General features: G+C 72.9%; 14 protein-coding genes. 10 read left to right on the top strand and 4 right to left on the bottom strand.

From position 1 onward, the window contains the following. The first annotated feature begins 14 nt into the window (after window positions 1-14). On the top strand, window positions 15-998 hold the full coding sequence (locus ACFWRV_RS05435; protein WP_384328516.1) for a helix-turn-helix transcriptional regulator: 984 nt from the start codon (window positions 15-17) through the stop codon (window positions 996-998). Between the two features lie 62 nt (window positions 999-1,060). Further along, window positions 1,061-1,582, top strand: a complete 522-nt coding sequence (locus ACFWRV_RS05430) for a DUF4240 domain-containing protein (protein WP_384328605.1) — start codon at window positions 1,061-1,063, stop codon at window positions 1,580-1,582. Between the two features lie 12 nt (window positions 1,583-1,594). Here the strand turns inward: ACFWRV_RS05430 and ACFWRV_RS05425 are convergent, their stop codons facing one another. After that, complete coding sequence (locus ACFWRV_RS05425; RefSeq protein ID WP_384328513.1) at window positions 1,595-2,122, bottom strand: GNAT family N-acetyltransferase; 528 nt, start codon at window positions 2,120-2,122, stop codon at window positions 1,595-1,597. Between the two features lie 62 nt (window positions 2,123-2,184). Here ACFWRV_RS05425 and ACFWRV_RS05420 point away from each other — a divergent pair, with 62 nt between their 5' ends. Together ACFWRV_RS05420 and ACFWRV_RS05415 are read left to right on the top strand one after the other, a co-directional pair. Continuing rightward, a complete protein-coding gene (locus tag ACFWRV_RS05420) occupies window positions 2,185-3,084 on the top strand; it encodes a TIGR01777 family oxidoreductase (RefSeq protein WP_384328510.1) in 900 nt (299 codons plus the stop codon). 183 nt (window positions 3,085-3,267) lie between these two features. Beyond that, window positions 3,268-4,734 carry an FAD-dependent oxidoreductase gene (locus ACFWRV_RS05415; RefSeq protein WP_384328507.1) on the top strand — a complete coding sequence of 489 codons (1,467 nt, stop codon included), beginning with the start codon at window positions 3,268-3,270 and terminating at the stop codon, window positions 4,732-4,734. Between the two features lie 28 nt (window positions 4,735-4,762). On the opposite strand, the gene ACFWRV_RS05410 is transcribed toward ACFWRV_RS05415, so the two are convergent. Continuing rightward, the gene (locus tag ACFWRV_RS05410; protein ID WP_384328504.1) at window positions 4,763-6,379 is read right to left on the bottom strand and encodes a regulator; all 1,617 of its coding nucleotides are present in this window, start codon (window positions 6,377-6,379) and stop codon (window positions 4,763-4,765) included. A gap of 313 nt (window positions 6,380-6,692) precedes the next feature. Here ACFWRV_RS05410 and lipB point away from each other — a divergent pair, with 313 nt between their 5' ends. From lipB to ACFWRV_RS05390, 4 genes are all read left to right on the top strand, one after another. Continuing rightward, on the top strand, window positions 6,693-7,502 hold the full coding sequence (lipB, locus tag ACFWRV_RS05405; protein WP_384328501.1) for a lipoyl(octanoyl) transferase LipB: 810 nt from the start codon (window positions 6,693-6,695) through the stop codon (window positions 7,500-7,502). Window positions 7,503-7,704: 202 nt separating this feature from the next. Next, complete coding sequence (gene lipA / locus ACFWRV_RS05400) at window positions 7,705-8,682, top strand: lipoyl synthase (protein WP_384328498.1); 978 nt, start codon at window positions 7,705-7,707, stop codon at window positions 8,680-8,682. A gap of 270 nt (window positions 8,683-8,952) precedes the next feature. Beyond that, window positions 8,953-9,153 (top strand): hypothetical protein, encoded by a 201-nt coding sequence (locus ACFWRV_RS05395; RefSeq protein WP_383597849.1) that lies wholly within the window; start codon window positions 8,953-8,955, stop codon window positions 9,151-9,153. Window positions 9,154-9,240: 87 nt separating this feature from the next. Continuing rightward, complete coding sequence (locus ACFWRV_RS05390) at window positions 9,241-9,948, top strand: DUF4191 domain-containing protein (protein ID WP_384328494.1); 708 nt, start codon at window positions 9,241-9,243, stop codon at window positions 9,946-9,948. 162 nt (window positions 9,949-10,110) lie between these two features. On the opposite strand, the gene ACFWRV_RS05385 is transcribed toward ACFWRV_RS05390, so the two are convergent. After that, entirely contained in the window at window positions 10,111-10,518 is a 408-nt protein-coding gene (locus tag ACFWRV_RS05385) for an RDD family protein (RefSeq protein WP_384328602.1), read from the bottom strand. A 294-nt stretch (window positions 10,519-10,812) separates the two neighbouring features. Here ACFWRV_RS05385 and glnA point away from each other — a divergent pair, with 294 nt between their 5' ends. Then, window positions 10,813-12,222: a type I glutamate--ammonia ligase gene (glnA, locus tag ACFWRV_RS05380; protein ID WP_030080762.1), complete on the top strand. Its 1,410-nt coding sequence runs from the start codon at window positions 10,813-10,815 to the stop codon at window positions 12,220-12,222. A 108-nt stretch (window positions 12,223-12,330) separates the two neighbouring features. Then, entirely contained in the window at window positions 12,331-13,386 is a 1,056-nt protein-coding gene (locus ACFWRV_RS05375; protein WP_384328490.1) for a UDP-N-acetylmuramate dehydrogenase, read from the top strand. Window positions 13,387-13,405: 19 nt separating this feature from the next. Here ACFWRV_RS05375 and ACFWRV_RS05370 read toward each other — a convergent pair whose 3' ends face one another. Then, window positions 13,406-14,041, bottom strand: coding sequence for an NAD(P)-dependent oxidoreductase (locus tag ACFWRV_RS05370; RefSeq protein WP_384328487.1), 636 nt, complete (start codon window positions 14,039-14,041; stop codon window positions 13,406-13,408). Window positions 14,042-14,067: the final 26 nt, after the last annotated feature.

Here is a 14,067-nt window from a genome sequence, read left to right as displayed (position 1 = left end):
GTCACAATGGGCCCATGCGCGCTGCCCGGCTGATCAAGATGGTGCTGCTCCTGCAGGCCCGCCCCGCGATGACGGCCGCCGAGCTGGCGGCCGAGCTGGAGGTGTCGGAGCGTACGGTCACCCGGGACGCGCAGGCGCTGTCCGACGCGGGCGTCCCGGTGTACGCGGAGCGCGGCCGGGCCGGCGGCTACCGGCTCGTCGGCGGGTACCGCACCCGGCTGACCGGTCTCGCCCGGGACGAGGCGGAGGCGCTGTTCCTCTCCGGGCTGCCCGCCGCGCTGCGCGAGATGGGCCTGGAGGACGCGGCGTCGGCCGCGCGCCTCAAGGTGTCGGCGGCGCTGCTGCCCTCCCTGCGCGACGCCTCCTCCTCCGCCGCCCGCCGCTTCCACCTGGACGCCCCGTCCTGGTACCACGAGCCGGAGACCCCCGAACTGCTGCCCGCGATCGCCGACGCGGTCTGGGACGACCGGCGCTTGCGGGTCCGCTACCGCAGGGGCGGCGGCCGCGAACAGGACGGTACGGAGGTGGCGCGGGAGCTCGCTCCGTACGGTCTCGTCCTCAAGGCCGGGGTCTGGTACCTCTGCGCCCGGGCGGGCGAGGACTTCCGGGTCTACCGGATCGACCGCTTCACCGCCGTGGAGGCGGCCGAGGAGCGCTTCGAGCGGGACGAGGCGTTCGACCTGCCCGGATTCTGGGAGGAGCGGGCCGCCGGCTTCGCCCGGTCCCTGTTGCGTACGGAGGTGACCGTACGGGTGTCCGGGCGCGGGGCGCGGATGCTCGCGTACACGGGTGACCGGGCGGCGGCCGCGGCGGCGCTCGCGGAGGCCTCGGAGCCGGGCGCCGACGGCCGGCGCACGGTCACGCTGCCGGTGGAATCGCTGGACGTGGCGTATGGCCAGCTGCTGGCGCTGGGACCCGAGTTGGAGGTCGTGGCGCCCGAGGAGCTGCGGGTGCGGTTCACCGAAGCGGCCGAACGCCTGCGCGAGTTGTATCGCTGAAAGGCTTCAATTCGGTGTCTGCGCGTGCGGGAGCCCCCGGCAGGCTGGATGCTGGACCCGTGATGGACGAAACGGAATTCTGGGAGATCATCGACAGCACCCGCGAGGCCGCCGACGGCGACCCCGAGGACCACGCCGACCTGCTGGTGGAACGGCTGGTGCAGCTCGATCCCGATTCCGTGCTGGACTTCGCCCGGCACTTCGAGGCCCGCTACAACCGCGCCTACGCCTGGGACCTGTGGGGCGCGGCGGCCGTGCTGCTGGGCGGGGCGAGCGACGACGCGTTCGACTACTTCCGCTGCTGGCTGATCGGCCAGGGCCGGGAGGTCTTCGAGGGGGCGCTGCACGATCCGGACGGCCTGGCGGAACTGCTGGAGGAATTCGACGAGGAGATCGACGGGGACGGCGAGGACCTGGGCTACGCGGCCGACGAGGCGTACGAGCAGCTCACCGGCGTGGTCGCGCCGGATCTGGGGCTGCCGCCGCAGCCCGCCGAGCCGCTGGGCACCCCGGTCGACTTCGAGGACGAGGAGGCGCTCGCCGCCCGCTTCCCCGAGCTGTGGGACCGTTTCGGGCCCCGGTGACCCTCCGCACCGTCAGGCGGGGCCGAGCGAGCGGCCCATAAGGACGTCGTCGACGTAACGCCCGTTCAGGAAGAACTCCCCGGGCAGCACCCCTTCGACGGCGAAGCCCTCGGAGACGTACAGCGCGCGGGCGGGGTCGTTGTGCGCGAGCACCCGCAGGGTGATCCGGTTGACGCCCTGGCTGCGGGCCTCGGCGAACGCGCCCCGCAGCAGGGTCCGCCCCACACCGGCCCCGCGCGCCCAGGTCGCCACGGCGAGACCCCGTATCTGGCGGACGTGGGCGTTGGAGGCGAGCGGGGTGGGCGGGACGAGGCGGATGTACCCGGCGATCCGCGGCGCGCCGCCCGCCGTCCCCGGCGCCGCCTCCGCCACGAGGATGCCCTCCGGCGGGTGCCCCTCGTCGAAGAACGGCTCGTACGGAGGCGCCGGCTTCGGCAGGACCGCGTGCAGCGTCGACCAGGTGGACCGGTCGAGCTCGGCGAGCTCGGCGTCGTCGGCCGACACGGCGGGGCGGACGGGGCGGAGGGTGAGTGCGTCCATGGGGTCACTGTGTCACGCGGTGTTCCCGGTGTCCGAGGCCTTTCATGGGGCAGGATGACCCCATGCCGAGTTCCCGTATCGCCGTCAGCGGATCGTCCGGACTCATCGGAGCGGCGCTGGTGCGCTCGCTGCGCGCCGACGGGCACGAGGTGGCCCGCCTGGTGCGCCGGCCCGCCAGAACCGGCGACGAGGTCGAGTGGGACCCCAAGCGGGGTTACGTGGACGTGGCCGGGCTCGTCGGCTGCGACGCCGTCGTGCACCTGGCCGGGGCCGGGGTGGGCGACCACCGCTGGACCGACGCCTACAAGCGGGAGATCCGCGACAGCCGGGTGCTGGGCACCGCGGCCGTCGCCGATGCCGTGGCCTCGCTCGACACTCCGCCCCGGGTGCTGCTCTCCGGGTCCGCCATCGGCTTCTACGGCGACACCGGGGACCGCCCGGTGGACGAGGGCGCCCCGCCCGGGGACGGGTTCCTGCCCTCGGTCTGCGAGGAGTGGGAGGCGGCCACCGCCGCCGCCGAGGAAGCGGGCGTGCGCACCGTCCACGCCCGGACCGGACTGGTCGTCAGCCGCGAGGGCGGTGCCTGGGGACGGCTCTTCCCGCTGTTCAAGGCGGGGCTGGGCGGGAAGCTGGGCAACGGCCGGCAGTACTGGAGCTTCATCGCGCTGCACGACCATGTCGCGGCGCTGCGCCACATCCTGGACACGGAGTCGCTGACCGGGCCGGTGAACCTGACCGGGCCGGAGCCGGTCACCAACGCCGAGGTGACCGCCGCGATGGGCCGGGTGCTGGGCCGCCCGACGCTGTTCCCCGCGCCGGCGCCCGCGCTGCGGCTGGCGCTCGGGGAGTTCGCGGAGGACGTGCTGGGCAGCCAGCGGGTGATCCCGGGGAAGCTGCTGGACTCCGGCTTCTCGTTCGCCTTCCCCGGCATCGACGGGGCGATCCGCGCGGCACTGCGCTGAGGGTCCGGTGACCGCCGGGCGGGGCCTGGCGGGGCGTGTGCGACCCCGTGCCCCGGTGCTCCCCGGCACGCGCGTCTGACCCAGTATCAGCCATCCTCCTAGCCTCGATGCGAACTCCGGCTTTCCGGGGACCTGTTGGGGGCAAGAACCCCCCACCAGTCGCACCGACTCGGGGAGGGGCACGTGCGCAGCACGGCACACCACGCAGACGTGATCATCATCGGGGCCGGAGTGGCCGGCCTGTCAGCGGCCCACCTGCTGACCCGCGCGGGGCTCGGCGTCAGTGTTCTGGAGGCCGCGCCCCGGGTGGGCGGTAGGCTCGCCACCGACGAGGTGGACGGGTTCCGGCTCGACCGGCTCGGCCCGCTGCTCTGCGCCGCCTGGCCCGAGCTGACCGGCACTCCGGGGCTCGGCGCTCCGGAGCTGCGGGAGTTCGCGCCGGGGGTCCTGGTGCACAGCGAGGGCCGCCGCCAGCTCACCGGCGACATACGGAGCGCGAGGGGCGCACTCAAGGCAGCACGCACCCGATCGAGCGCCCCCTGGGGCCACCGCACCTCCCGCACTCCCCGCGCGCCCCGGGCTTCCGGCGCGCCTTGGGCTTCCGGGACTTCCGGCGCCTCCGGCGCTTCCGGGGCTTCCGGGGCGGCGCAAGGCGCGTACGGGCAGGAGCCCGGCGCCCCGGCGCGCGGCGGCGGCCGGGGCGGCGCGGTGACCGGCGCGATCGACCGGGCCCGGCTGGGCGCGGCGCTGCACCGGCTGGCCCTCACGCCGGAGGCCCGGCTGCTGGCCCGCCCGGAGCGGACGGCGGCCGACGCCTTGGCCGCGGTCGGACTGCCCGGCCGCACGGTGGACGGCGTCCTGCGCCCGCTGCTCTCCGCACTGCTCAGCGATCCCGCCCTCACCACGTCGAGCCGGTCCGCCGACTTCGCGCTGCGGGACTACGCACGCGGCGGCCTGTGCGTACCGGCGGGCGGGTCGGCCGCGCTGCCGGAGCTGCTGGCGGCCTCGCTGCCGCCGGGCACGGTCCGGACCGGGGTGCATGTGACGGCCGCCGACATCACCTCCGTGCACACCAAGGAGCACGGTGAACTGGGGTGCCGCTCCCTGCTCCTGGCGACCGGCGCGGGGGCGGCGGCCGAGCTGCTGCCCGGGCTGCGGGTGCCGTCCTTCCGCCCGGTGACGGTCCTTCACCACACCGCCCCCGCCCCGCCGCCGACGGGCAGGTCGCTGGTGCTGGACGGCGACCGGTCGGGCCCGGTGGCGTACACCGCGGTGATGAGCGAGGTCGACCCCTCGCGCGCGCCGGCGGGCCGGGCGCTGATCACCTCGACGGTGCTCGGGACGCCGCCGCCGGATCTGGACCGCTCGGTGCGGGCGCATCTGGCGGCGCTGTACGGCGTACCGACGGACGGCTGGGAGCTGCTGGCGGCCCATCACGACCCGGAGGCGGTGCCCGCGATGGCGGCCCCGCACGATCCGCGCCGGCCGGTGCGGGTGCTGGCCGGGCTGTACGTGTGCGGCGACCACCGCGACACGAGCACGGTCCAGGGCGCGCTGCACTCGGGACGCCGGGCGGCCGGGGCGATCCTCACCGACCTGGGCGTCCGGGGCGCGCACGAGGGAAAGCCGGGCCTGCCGGAGGCGGCGTGAGCCCAGGGCCGGTCCCCGTGCCCCGCGGTCAGCCGAGGGCGGCGACCCGGTCGCGGTAGCCGCGTACGGCGACCGCGTCCCGGTAGGGCTCCAGGCTGCGCTCGAAGGCGCGGACGTACTCCGTGGCGCGCACCGAGCGCATCTCGGCCGCCTGCTGGGCCGCCTCCGCGCCCAGCTGGCAGGCCTGCTCCAGCTCGCCGAGTCCGAGGCGGGCCGAGGCGAGGACCACCCGGCAGAACAGCCTGCTGCGGGCGTACGCCGGGGCGCACAACTGGAGCGAGCGCTCGGCGTGCTGGGCGGCGGCCCGCCACTGCAGGAGGTCGCGGTGGCAGTGGCCCAGCTCGTCGGCGAGCTGCGCCTCGTCGAAGGCGCGGGCCCAGTGCGGCACCTCGTCGCCGGGGCGCGCGGTCTCCAGGGCGTGTTCGGCCCGGGTCAGGGCGGCGGTGCAGGAGCGCGCCTCGCCGAGCACCCCGTGGCCGCGCGCCTCGACCGCGTGCAGCAGTGCCTGGACGAGGGGCGGGGCGGCCGAGCCGACGCCCTGCTGGGCGACGCGGGCGAGCTGGACGGCCTCCCTGCCGTGCCCGAGGTAGACCGCCTGCCGGCTCATCGTGATCAGCACGTAGGCGCCGTAGCCCCGGTCCCCGGCGGCCTGGGCGAGCCGCAGCGCCTGGACGAAGTACCGCTGGGCGAGGCCGTGGGCGGCGATGTCGTACGAGGTCCACCCGGCCAGCCGGGTCAGGTCGGCGACCGCGGCGAACAGCCGCCGCCCGGTGGTCTCGCCGTACGTGCCCCGGAGCATCGGTTCGGCCTCGTGCTCCAGATACCGCACGAGGGCCTGCCGGGCGTGGCCGCCGCCGTACGCGTGGTCGAGGGTGCGGAAGAGCTCGCCGACCGAGCGCAGCGCGGCGATGTCCCCGCTGCCGACCCGCTGCCCGGGGCCGCGGTCCGTCCGGCGCTGGCGCGGGACCACGGGCAGCACCCCGGTCCCGGGGTGCGTCCCGGCGGCGGACGGGTGCGTCGCGGGCGGGTGCGCGGCGGGCGGATGCGTGGCGGCCGGGCCCGGGGGCGTGGGCCGCTGCGGTCCGGCGGGCGGGCGCGGCAGGATCCGGGCCTCGGTGCGCGGCGCCCCGTCCGTACGACCCGCTGCCGGGGCCCCGGCCTCGCCCCCGGCCCGGCGGGCGGCCCCGCCGTCCCTGGCCACCCATTCGTCGGCCCGGCCGATCAGCCAGTCACGGCTGGGGACGACGAGACCGGCGGGTGTGAAGGCGATCTTGCGCAGCTCCGTGTGCGTGCCCGAGTCCTTGCGCCAGAGACCGCTGACGATGTCGACGGCCTCGGTGGGGGTGGCCGCGAACTCCAGCCCCGCGTAGACGGGTGCGCAGGCGTCGAGCCCGAGGTCCTGCGCGGAGAGCCGCCGTCCGAGCCGCCGGGTGAACACCTCGGCGATCAGCGCGGGGGTGGTGCCGCGCGGCTGCTGCCCCCGCAGCCAGCGGGTGACCGAGGTCTTGTCGTACCGCAGGTCGAGGCCGTGTTCGAGGCCGAGCTGATCGACCCGGCGGGCCAGGCCGGCGTGCGAGAACCCGGCTTCCGCGATGAGCGAGGCGAGGCGGCGGTTGGGCGTGCGCTGCGGGGGTCGTTCCGACATCAGCTGTACGGTCTCCTGCCTTCGGGGCCGGACGGGCAGCCCTCATGGGAACGGCGCGAATTTAGCGGCCACCGGGGCGGTCAGAGCCACCCTTTGCTCCACGTTCATCCGATCGTGTGAGGATTCCGGACGGAGCTGACGGAAACGCCCGACACATGAATGCGACGCCGGCGTCCGCGGGAAGCGGCCGTTCCACCTGCCGGGGGGCCGTTCGGGCGACGGTCGTACAGTGGATGCGGGCGCGATCAGTGCAGGGCACCGTCATCCCGGGGACACCCCTCCGGCCATGCGGGGCCCACAGAGGGAGGCATCGGTGAGCGAGCTGCGGTTCGTCCGTCTGGGCTTCGGCGAACAGGCCGTCGAGTACACGGAGGCCTGGCAGAAGCAGCGCGAGGTGCACGCGGACCGGTTCGAGGACCGGGTACCGGACACCTGTCTGCTCCTGGAACATCCGCCCGTCTACACGGCGGGACGCCGCACGGCGGACAGCGAACGCCCGCTGGACGGCACCCCCGTCATCGACGTGGACCGGGGTGGGAAGATCACCTGGCACGGTCCCGGCCAGCTCGTCGGCTACCCGATCCAGAAGCTGCCGCGTCCGGTCGACGTCGTGGCGCACGTGCGCCGGCTGGAGGACGCGCTGATCCGCACGGCGGCCGACTTCGGCGTGGAGACCTCCCGCGTCGAGGGCCGCAGCGGGGTCTGGGTGCTCGGCGACCCGGTCGAGCAGCGCCAGGCACTGGGCGGGCTCTCGCTGGACTTCGACCCGAGACTCCAGGACGAGGAGTTCGACCCCCGGCTGAACGGCCCGGAGTACGCCCCGTCCAACGCGGGCCAGCGCCGCGAGGACCGCAAGCTGGCCGCGATCGGGATCCGGGTCGCCAAGGGCGTCACGATGCACGGCTTCGCGATCAACGTGAACCCGGACAACACCTGGTTCGACCGGATCGTGCCGTGCGGCATCCGGGACGCCGGGGTCACGTCCCTCTCCAACGAGCTGGGCCGGGAGATCACGATCGAGGAGGTGCTGCCGGTCGTCGAGAAGCACCTGCGGGACATCCTGGAGCACGCGGATCTCGCGCCGCGCGAGGTCGAGCGGCCGAAGGCGTCGGCCCCGGCGTGAGGAGCCATGGCCCTACCGGTCAGTAGCCCAGCCGGGGAATAGGCCCCGTCGGCCACAGGTTGGCCAGACGCATGGCCGTTCGATGTAGGGGCGTACCCTGGGGATGGCCGAAGAATCCAAAGCGAATCCCTCGCGCATCGCTCGCGCATCCCACGCGAAACCGACGCGAATCCAACGCAGCAGAGAGCAAAGGGGAGCCGGAGTGTCCGCTGTCGCACCCGACGGGCGCAAGATGCTGCGCCTGGAGGTCCGGAACAGCCAGACCCCCATCGAGCGCAAGCCCGAGTGGATCAAAACGCGGGCGAAGATGGGCCCCGAGTACAAGCAGCTCCAGCAGCTGGTGAAGGGCGAAGGGCTGCACACGGTCTGCCAGGAGGCGGGCTGTCCCAACATCTTCGAGTGCTGGGAGGACCGCGAGGCCACCTTCCTCATCGGCGGCGACCAGTGCACCCGGCGCTGCGACTTCTGCCAGATCGACACGGGCAAGCCGCAGGCCCTGGACCGTGACGAGCCCCGCCGCGTCGGCGAGTCCGTCGTCACGATGGACCTGAACTACGCCACCATCACCGGCGTCGCCCGCGACGACCTGGAGGACGGCGGCGCCTGGCTGTACGCGGAGACCGTCCGCCAGATCCACGCGCTCACCGCGGAGCGGGAGGCCGGCGCGACCAAGGTCGAGCTGCTGATCCCCGACTTCAACGCGGAGCCCGAGCAGCTCGCCGAGGTCTTCTCCTCGCGCCCCGAGGTGCTCGCGCACAACGTGGAGACCGTGCCGCGGATCTTCAAGCGGATCCGCCCCGGTTTCCGTTACGAGCGGTCCCTCGAGGTCATCACCCGGGCCCGCGAGGCCGGTCTGATCACCAAGTCGAACCTGATCCTCGGCATGGGCGAGACCCGCGAGGAAGTCAGCGAGGCGCTCCAGGACCTGTACGACGCGGGTTGCGAGCTCATCACGATCACGCAGTACCTGCGCCCCTCCGTACGGCACCACCCGGTCGAGCGCTGGGTGAAGCCGCACGAGTTCGTCGAGCTGAAGGACGAGGCCGACGCGATCGGCTACTCCGGCGTGATGTCGGGTCCGCTGGTGCGGTCCTCGTACCGCGCGGGCCGTCTCTTCCAGCAGGCGATGGAGGCGCGCGGCGTCGCCGCCGGGAGCGTCCAGGCCGCACCCGCCGTGTGAATCCGCTCACGAGAAGCTACCGAGCAGTAACCGCGTAACCGAAGCGGTCCGAGCGCTCCCCGCAGGTGAGGGGCGCGTACGGACCGCTTCGACGTGCGCGGCGCCGGAATCAAGGCTTCATTGGTGTTTGACCGCCCGGTCATGCGCTGGTAACACCGAGCAGTGACCCTAGGTACACGTGCGGCAGCGACTCCAGCAGCCGCCGCCGTCACTGCTTCCCGTACTCATCCGCGCCTCCGGGGCGCATCCATTCCGAGGGGGAACACCACGATGCAGGCCGCACCGGTCCGCGCCCACGCCCTTCCGTCCGTCACCACCGCCCTGCGCGCCGTCGAGTCGCTGCTGCTGAGCAGCGGCCAGCGCACCGCCCGTCGCAACGCCTGGACGGCCGTCCTGGAGGACCGCCGCCGCGCCAAGGACCGGGTGGACGCCCAGCACGTCCTGGAAGCCGTGGCCGACCACCGTTCCTAGGTAGCAGCCACGCTCCCGGGTCGCTGCCACGTTCCCAGGTCGCTCCCACGTTCCTAGGTCGCTTCCTCGCCACGTAAACTTCGGTACATGGCGAGGAAGGCAAAAACTGAAGGCGCGGACAGCGCCGAGAACGCGGGGCGACTCAAGCAGATCGCCCTGACCTACAAGATGACCAGGCGGACCGACAGCAAGATCGGTCTTGTCGTCGCGGGTGTCGGAATCCTCACGTTCGGTGTCCTCCTCGGCATCGGCTTCGCGGTCGGACACCCGGTCTATCTGGGCATCCTGGGCTTCGTCCTGGCCGTCCTCGCGATGGCGATCATCTTCGGCCGACGCGCCGAGCGGGCGGCCTTCGGACAGATGGAGGGCCAGCCCGGAGCGGCGGCCGCCGTCCTGGACCGGATCGGACGCGGCTGGACCACCACCCCGGCGGTGGCGATGAACCGCAGCCAGGACGTCGTCCACCGGTCGGTCGGCAAGGCCGGCATCGTCCTGGTGGCCGAGGGCAACCCGAACCGGCTGAAGGGCCTGCTGGCGTCCGAGAAGAAGAAGATGGCCCGCATCGTGGTGGACGTGCCGGTGCACGACATCATCGTCGGCAACGGCGAGGGCCAGGTGCCCCTGAAGAAGGTCCGCACCAAGATGCTGAAGCTTCCCCGCGTCCTGACCGGCCCGCAGGTGACCACAACCAACGACCGGCTGCGCGCGATGGGCGACCTGATGAGCAACATGCCGCTGCCGAAGGGCCCGATGCCCAAGGGCATGCGGATGCCGCGCGGCGGAAAGATGCGCTGACCGCTACCTACGCGAAACGGGGCGGCCCCGGACCGGTGAAAGGTCCCGGGGCCGCCCCGTTCCTCATGTCCGTACCGGGGAGGTCACGCCGCCCTCACGCCGTACGGAGCGAGCTCACACGCGGACCTGTCACACCGGCACCTGCTGTCACACCCGCACCTGTCACATCCGCACCTGAACGGATCGCGACAGCCGGTCGTGCAGTCCGCGCCCGTCGCGGTCCCAGACCAGCGCGGGGATGACGAGCAGCAGCAGCACGGTCCGCACGATCACCCGTACGAACCCGAGCCGCCGGCCGTCGTCGGCGACCACGCGTACGCCCAGCAGGCGCTTCCCGGGCGTGCAGCCGATCGTCCCGACGGTCAGCAGGCTCAGCACGAGGAAGACCCCGAGAGCCCAGTTCCCCGCCGCCTGCTGGTCACCGCGAGCGAGGAGCCCGTATGCGATCAGCATGCAGAGCGTCCAGTCGATGAAGAGGGCCCCGAAGCGCCTGCCGAGCGGCGCGACCGAGCCGGGGCCCTCCTCGGGCAGCCCGAGGCCCTTGCCCCGGTAGCCGAAGTCGGCGCCCATCTCCTCGGCGGCCGCGCGGGGCCCCGAGAGCCACGATCCGATTGCTTGCCTGTTGTCCACCCGTCCACGGTACTGTGCCGGGGTTTGGCTCCGGCCGGGCGGGGCACGGAAACAGCCGCGCGGAGACAGCCGCTGAGATGCCGCCCACCACCGCCCCGGTTAACTTGGGCGAAACAAATGGGTCACGCTTGAGAAATCGAGCCTGCCTATGGTCGGGTCCAGCGTGTGCCACCGCACTGGCCGCACCATGAGCTACAACCCCGTCCCTCCCGGGCCGGGAGTAGGAGGAGTTGGATGTTCCAGAACGCCGACGAAGTGCAGAAGTACGTAGCGGACAACGACGTCAAGTTCATCGATGTCCGGTTCTGCGACCTGCCCGGGGTGATGCAGCACTTCACGATCCCGGCAGCGACCTTCGACCCGGCCGAGGAACTGGCCTTCGACGGTTCGTCGATCCGCGGCTTCCAGGCCATCCACGAGTCGGACATGGCGCTGCGCGCGGACCTGTCGACGGCTCGGGTGGACCCCTTCCGCCGCGACAAGACCGTCAACATCAACTTCTTCATCCACGACCCGATCACGGGCGAGCAGTACAGCCGTGACCCGCGCAACATCGCCAAGAAGGCCGAGGCCTACCTCGCCTCGACCGGCATCGCGGACACCGCGTACTTCGGCCCCGAGGCCGAGTTCTACGTCTTCGACAACGTCCGCTTCCAGACGTCGGCGAACGAGAGCTTTTACCACATCGACTCCGAGGCCGGCGCCTGGAACACCGGTGCGGTCGAGAACAACCGCGGCTACAAGGTCCGCTACAAGGGCGGCTACTTCCCGGCCCCGCCGGTGGACCACTTCGCCGACCTGCGTGCCGAGATCTCCCTGGAGCTGGACAAGAACGGCCTCCAGGTCGAGCGCCAGCACCACGAGGTCGGCACAGCCGGCCAGGCCGAGATCAACTACAAGTTCAACACGCTGCTCGCCGCGGCCGACGACCTGATGCTCTTCAAGTACATCGTGAAGAACGTCGCCTGGCGCAACGGCAAGACCGCGACCTTCATGCCGAAGCCGATCTTCGGCGACAACGGCTCGGGCATGCACGTCCACCAGTCGCTGTGGCAGGGCGGCTCGCCGCTCTTCTACGACGAGCAGGGTTACGCCGGCCTCTCGGACATGGCCCGCTACTACATCGGCGGCATCCTGAAGCACGCCCCGTCGCTGCTGGCGTTCACCAACCCGACGGTGAACTCCTACCACCGCCTGGTCCCCGGCTTCGAGGCCCCGGTCAACATGGTGTACTCGCAGCGCAACCGCTCCGCCGCGATGCGCATCCCGATCACCGGCTCGAACCCGAAGGCCAAGCGCGTCGAGTTCCGCGCCCCGGACCCGTCCTCGAACCCCTACCTCGCGTTCTCCGCGCTGCTGATGGCGGGCCTGGACGGCGTGAAGAACAAGATCGAGCCGGCCGAGCCGATCGACAAGGACCTCTACGAGCTGGCTCCCGAGGAGCACGCCAACGTCCAGCAGGTCCCGACCTCCCTCCCGGCCGTGCTCGACGCCCTGGAGGCGGACAACGAGTACCTCCAGGCGGGCGGCGTCTTCACGTCGGACCTGATCGAGACGTGGATCGACTACAAGCGCACGAACGAGATCGCCCCGATCCAGCTGCGGCCGCACCCGCACGAGTTCGAGCTGTACTTCGACATCTAGGACCGCCGCAGGTCAGAGGGGCTCCCCTCCTCTCACCTGAGCCGTCTGTGGGCCGGGGGGGGGGGCCCCCCCCCGGGGGGGGGGCCCACGGACCGTACTCTTGTCCCCGTGCAGGAACTCCACGACGCCCCCCTCGCCCCCCTGACCACCTTCCGGCTCGGCGGCCCCGCCGCCCGGCTGCTGACCGCCACGACCGACGCCGAGGTGGTCTCCGCCGTGCGCGAGGCCGACGCGAGCGGCACCCCGCTGCTGGTGATCGGCGGCGGCTCCAACCTGGTCATCGGGGACAAGGGCTTCGACGGCACCGCCCTGCGGATCGCCACGAAGGGCTTCGCCCTCTCGGGTACGTCCCTGGAGCTGGCGGCCGGAGAAGTGTGGACCGACGCCGTCGCCCGGACCGTCGAGGCGGGCCTCGCGGGCATCGAGTGCCTGGCGGGCATCCCCGGATCCGCGGGCGCGACACCCATCCAGAACGTCGGCGCGTACGGACAGGAGGTGTCCTCCACCATCACGGAGGTCGTCGCCTACGACCGGCGCACCGAGGAGACGGTGACGATTCCGAACACGGAGTGCTCGTTCTCGTACCGGCACAGCCGCTTCAAGGCGGAACCCGATCGCTTCGTCGTGCTCCGTGTCCGATTCGAGCTGGAAGAGGCCGCCGGGCTTTCCGCGCCCCTCAAGTACCCCGAGACGGCCAGGGCGATGGGCGTCGAGCAGGGCGAGCGCGTTCCCGCCGCGGCGGCCCGGGAAACCGTGCTGAAGCTCCGCGCCGGCAAGGGCATGGTGCTCGACCCCGAGGACCACGACACCTGGTCGGCCGGGTCCTTCTTCACCAACCCGATCCTCGACCCGGCGGCCTTCCAGGACTTCCTCGGCCGGGTCCGCGAGCACCTCGGCCCGGACGTGACGCCCCCGGCGTTCCCCGCCGAGGACGGCCGTACCAAGACCTCGGCGGCCTGGCTGATCGACCGCGCCGGATTCACCAAGGGGTACGGCAGCGGCCCCGCCCGGATCTCCACCAAGCACACCCTCGCCCTCACCAACCGGGGCGCGGCCACCACCGAGGACCTGCTCGCCCTGGCCCGCGAGGTCGTCGCCGGGGTGCACGCGGCCTTCGGCGTCACCCTGGTCAACGAGCCGGTGACGGTCGGCGTCAGCCTCTGACCCGCCGGGGCGCCATCGCTCAGTACGCGATGCCCACGCCCTGCTTCACGGCCGCCAGGTCGTCGATCAGCGCGAGCATCGCGTGCGCCACGTCGGCCCGGGAGATGGTCCGGCCGCTGCGCGGCATACCGCCCACGACCCGGCGGTAGACGCCCGTGCGCGGCCCGTTGGTGAGCTTCGGCGGCCGCACCGACGTCCAGTCCGTCGCGCCGGCGGCCAACGCCGCCTCCATCCGGGCGAGATCGGCGTACAGCTCCGCCAGGACCGCCCCGATCCCCTTGCGCATCAGCCGGTCGACCAGCGGATCGCCCGCCGGCTCCGGCCCCACCGGCGCCGCGCTCACCACCACCAGCCGCCGCACCTCCTCGGCCTCCATCGCCGTCAGGATCCTCCCCGTCAGCCGCTCGGCCACGCCGTTCGCCTTCCGGCCGCGCGAACCCAGCCCCGAGAGCACCGCGTCCCGCCCCGCCACCGCGGCCCGCACCGCCGCGGGATCGTCCAGCGGGACGACACCGTGCGGTGCCGCGCGCTCCAGCGGCTCCGGGAGCCGGCCCGGGTCCCGGACCACGGCCGTCACCTCGTGCCCCGCCGCGAGCGCCTGCCCGACGATCTCCCGACCGACGCCGCCGGTCGCCCCGAACACGGTGATTCTCATCGCGCGCCCCCTGGTGGGTGAGTGTT

Source organism: Streptomyces sp. NPDC058576 (genome assembly GCF_042718715.1).
GTDB lineage: Bacteria > Actinomycetota > Actinomycetes > Streptomycetales > Streptomycetaceae > Streptomyces.
Note: the sequence above shows the minus strand (reverse complement) of the source record. Positions and strands in the feature narration are given on the sequence as shown.

Excerpts from the sequence above, each read along its gene's own strand:
- ACFWRV_RS05435 (WP_384328516.1), top strand. The coding sequence starts at position 15 with ATGCGCGCTGCCCGGCTGATCAAGATGGTGCTGCTCCTGCAGGCCCGC.
- ACFWRV_RS05430 (WP_384328605.1), top strand. The coding sequence starts at position 1,061 with ATGGACGAAACGGAATTCTGGGAGATCATCGACAGCACCCGCGAGGCC.
- ACFWRV_RS05370 (WP_384328487.1), bottom strand. The coding sequence starts at position 14,041 with ATGAGAATCACCGTGTTCGGGGCGACCGGCGGCGTCGGTCGGGAGATC.
- ACFWRV_RS05410 (WP_384328504.1), bottom strand. The coding sequence starts at position 6,379 with ATGTCGGAACGACCCCCGCAGCGCACGCCCAACCGCCGCCTCGCCTCG.
- ACFWRV_RS05390 (WP_384328494.1), top strand. The coding sequence starts at position 9,241 with ATGGCGAGGAAGGCAAAAACTGAAGGCGCGGACAGCGCCGAGAACGCG.
- ACFWRV_RS05395 (WP_383597849.1), top strand. The coding sequence starts at position 8,953 with ATGCAGGCCGCACCGGTCCGCGCCCACGCCCTTCCGTCCGTCACCACC.
- ACFWRV_RS05385 (WP_384328602.1), bottom strand. The coding sequence starts at position 10,518 with ATGGGCGCCGACTTCGGCTACCGGGGCAAGGGCCTCGGGCTGCCCGAG.
- glnA (WP_030080762.1), top strand. The coding sequence starts at position 10,813 with ATGTTCCAGAACGCCGACGAAGTGCAGAAGTACGTAGCGGACAACGAC.
- ACFWRV_RS05420 (WP_384328510.1), top strand. The coding sequence starts at position 2,185 with ATGCCGAGTTCCCGTATCGCCGTCAGCGGATCGTCCGGACTCATCGGA.
- ACFWRV_RS05425 (WP_384328513.1), bottom strand. The coding sequence starts at position 2,122 with ATGGACGCACTCACCCTCCGCCCCGTCCGCCCCGCCGTGTCGGCCGAC.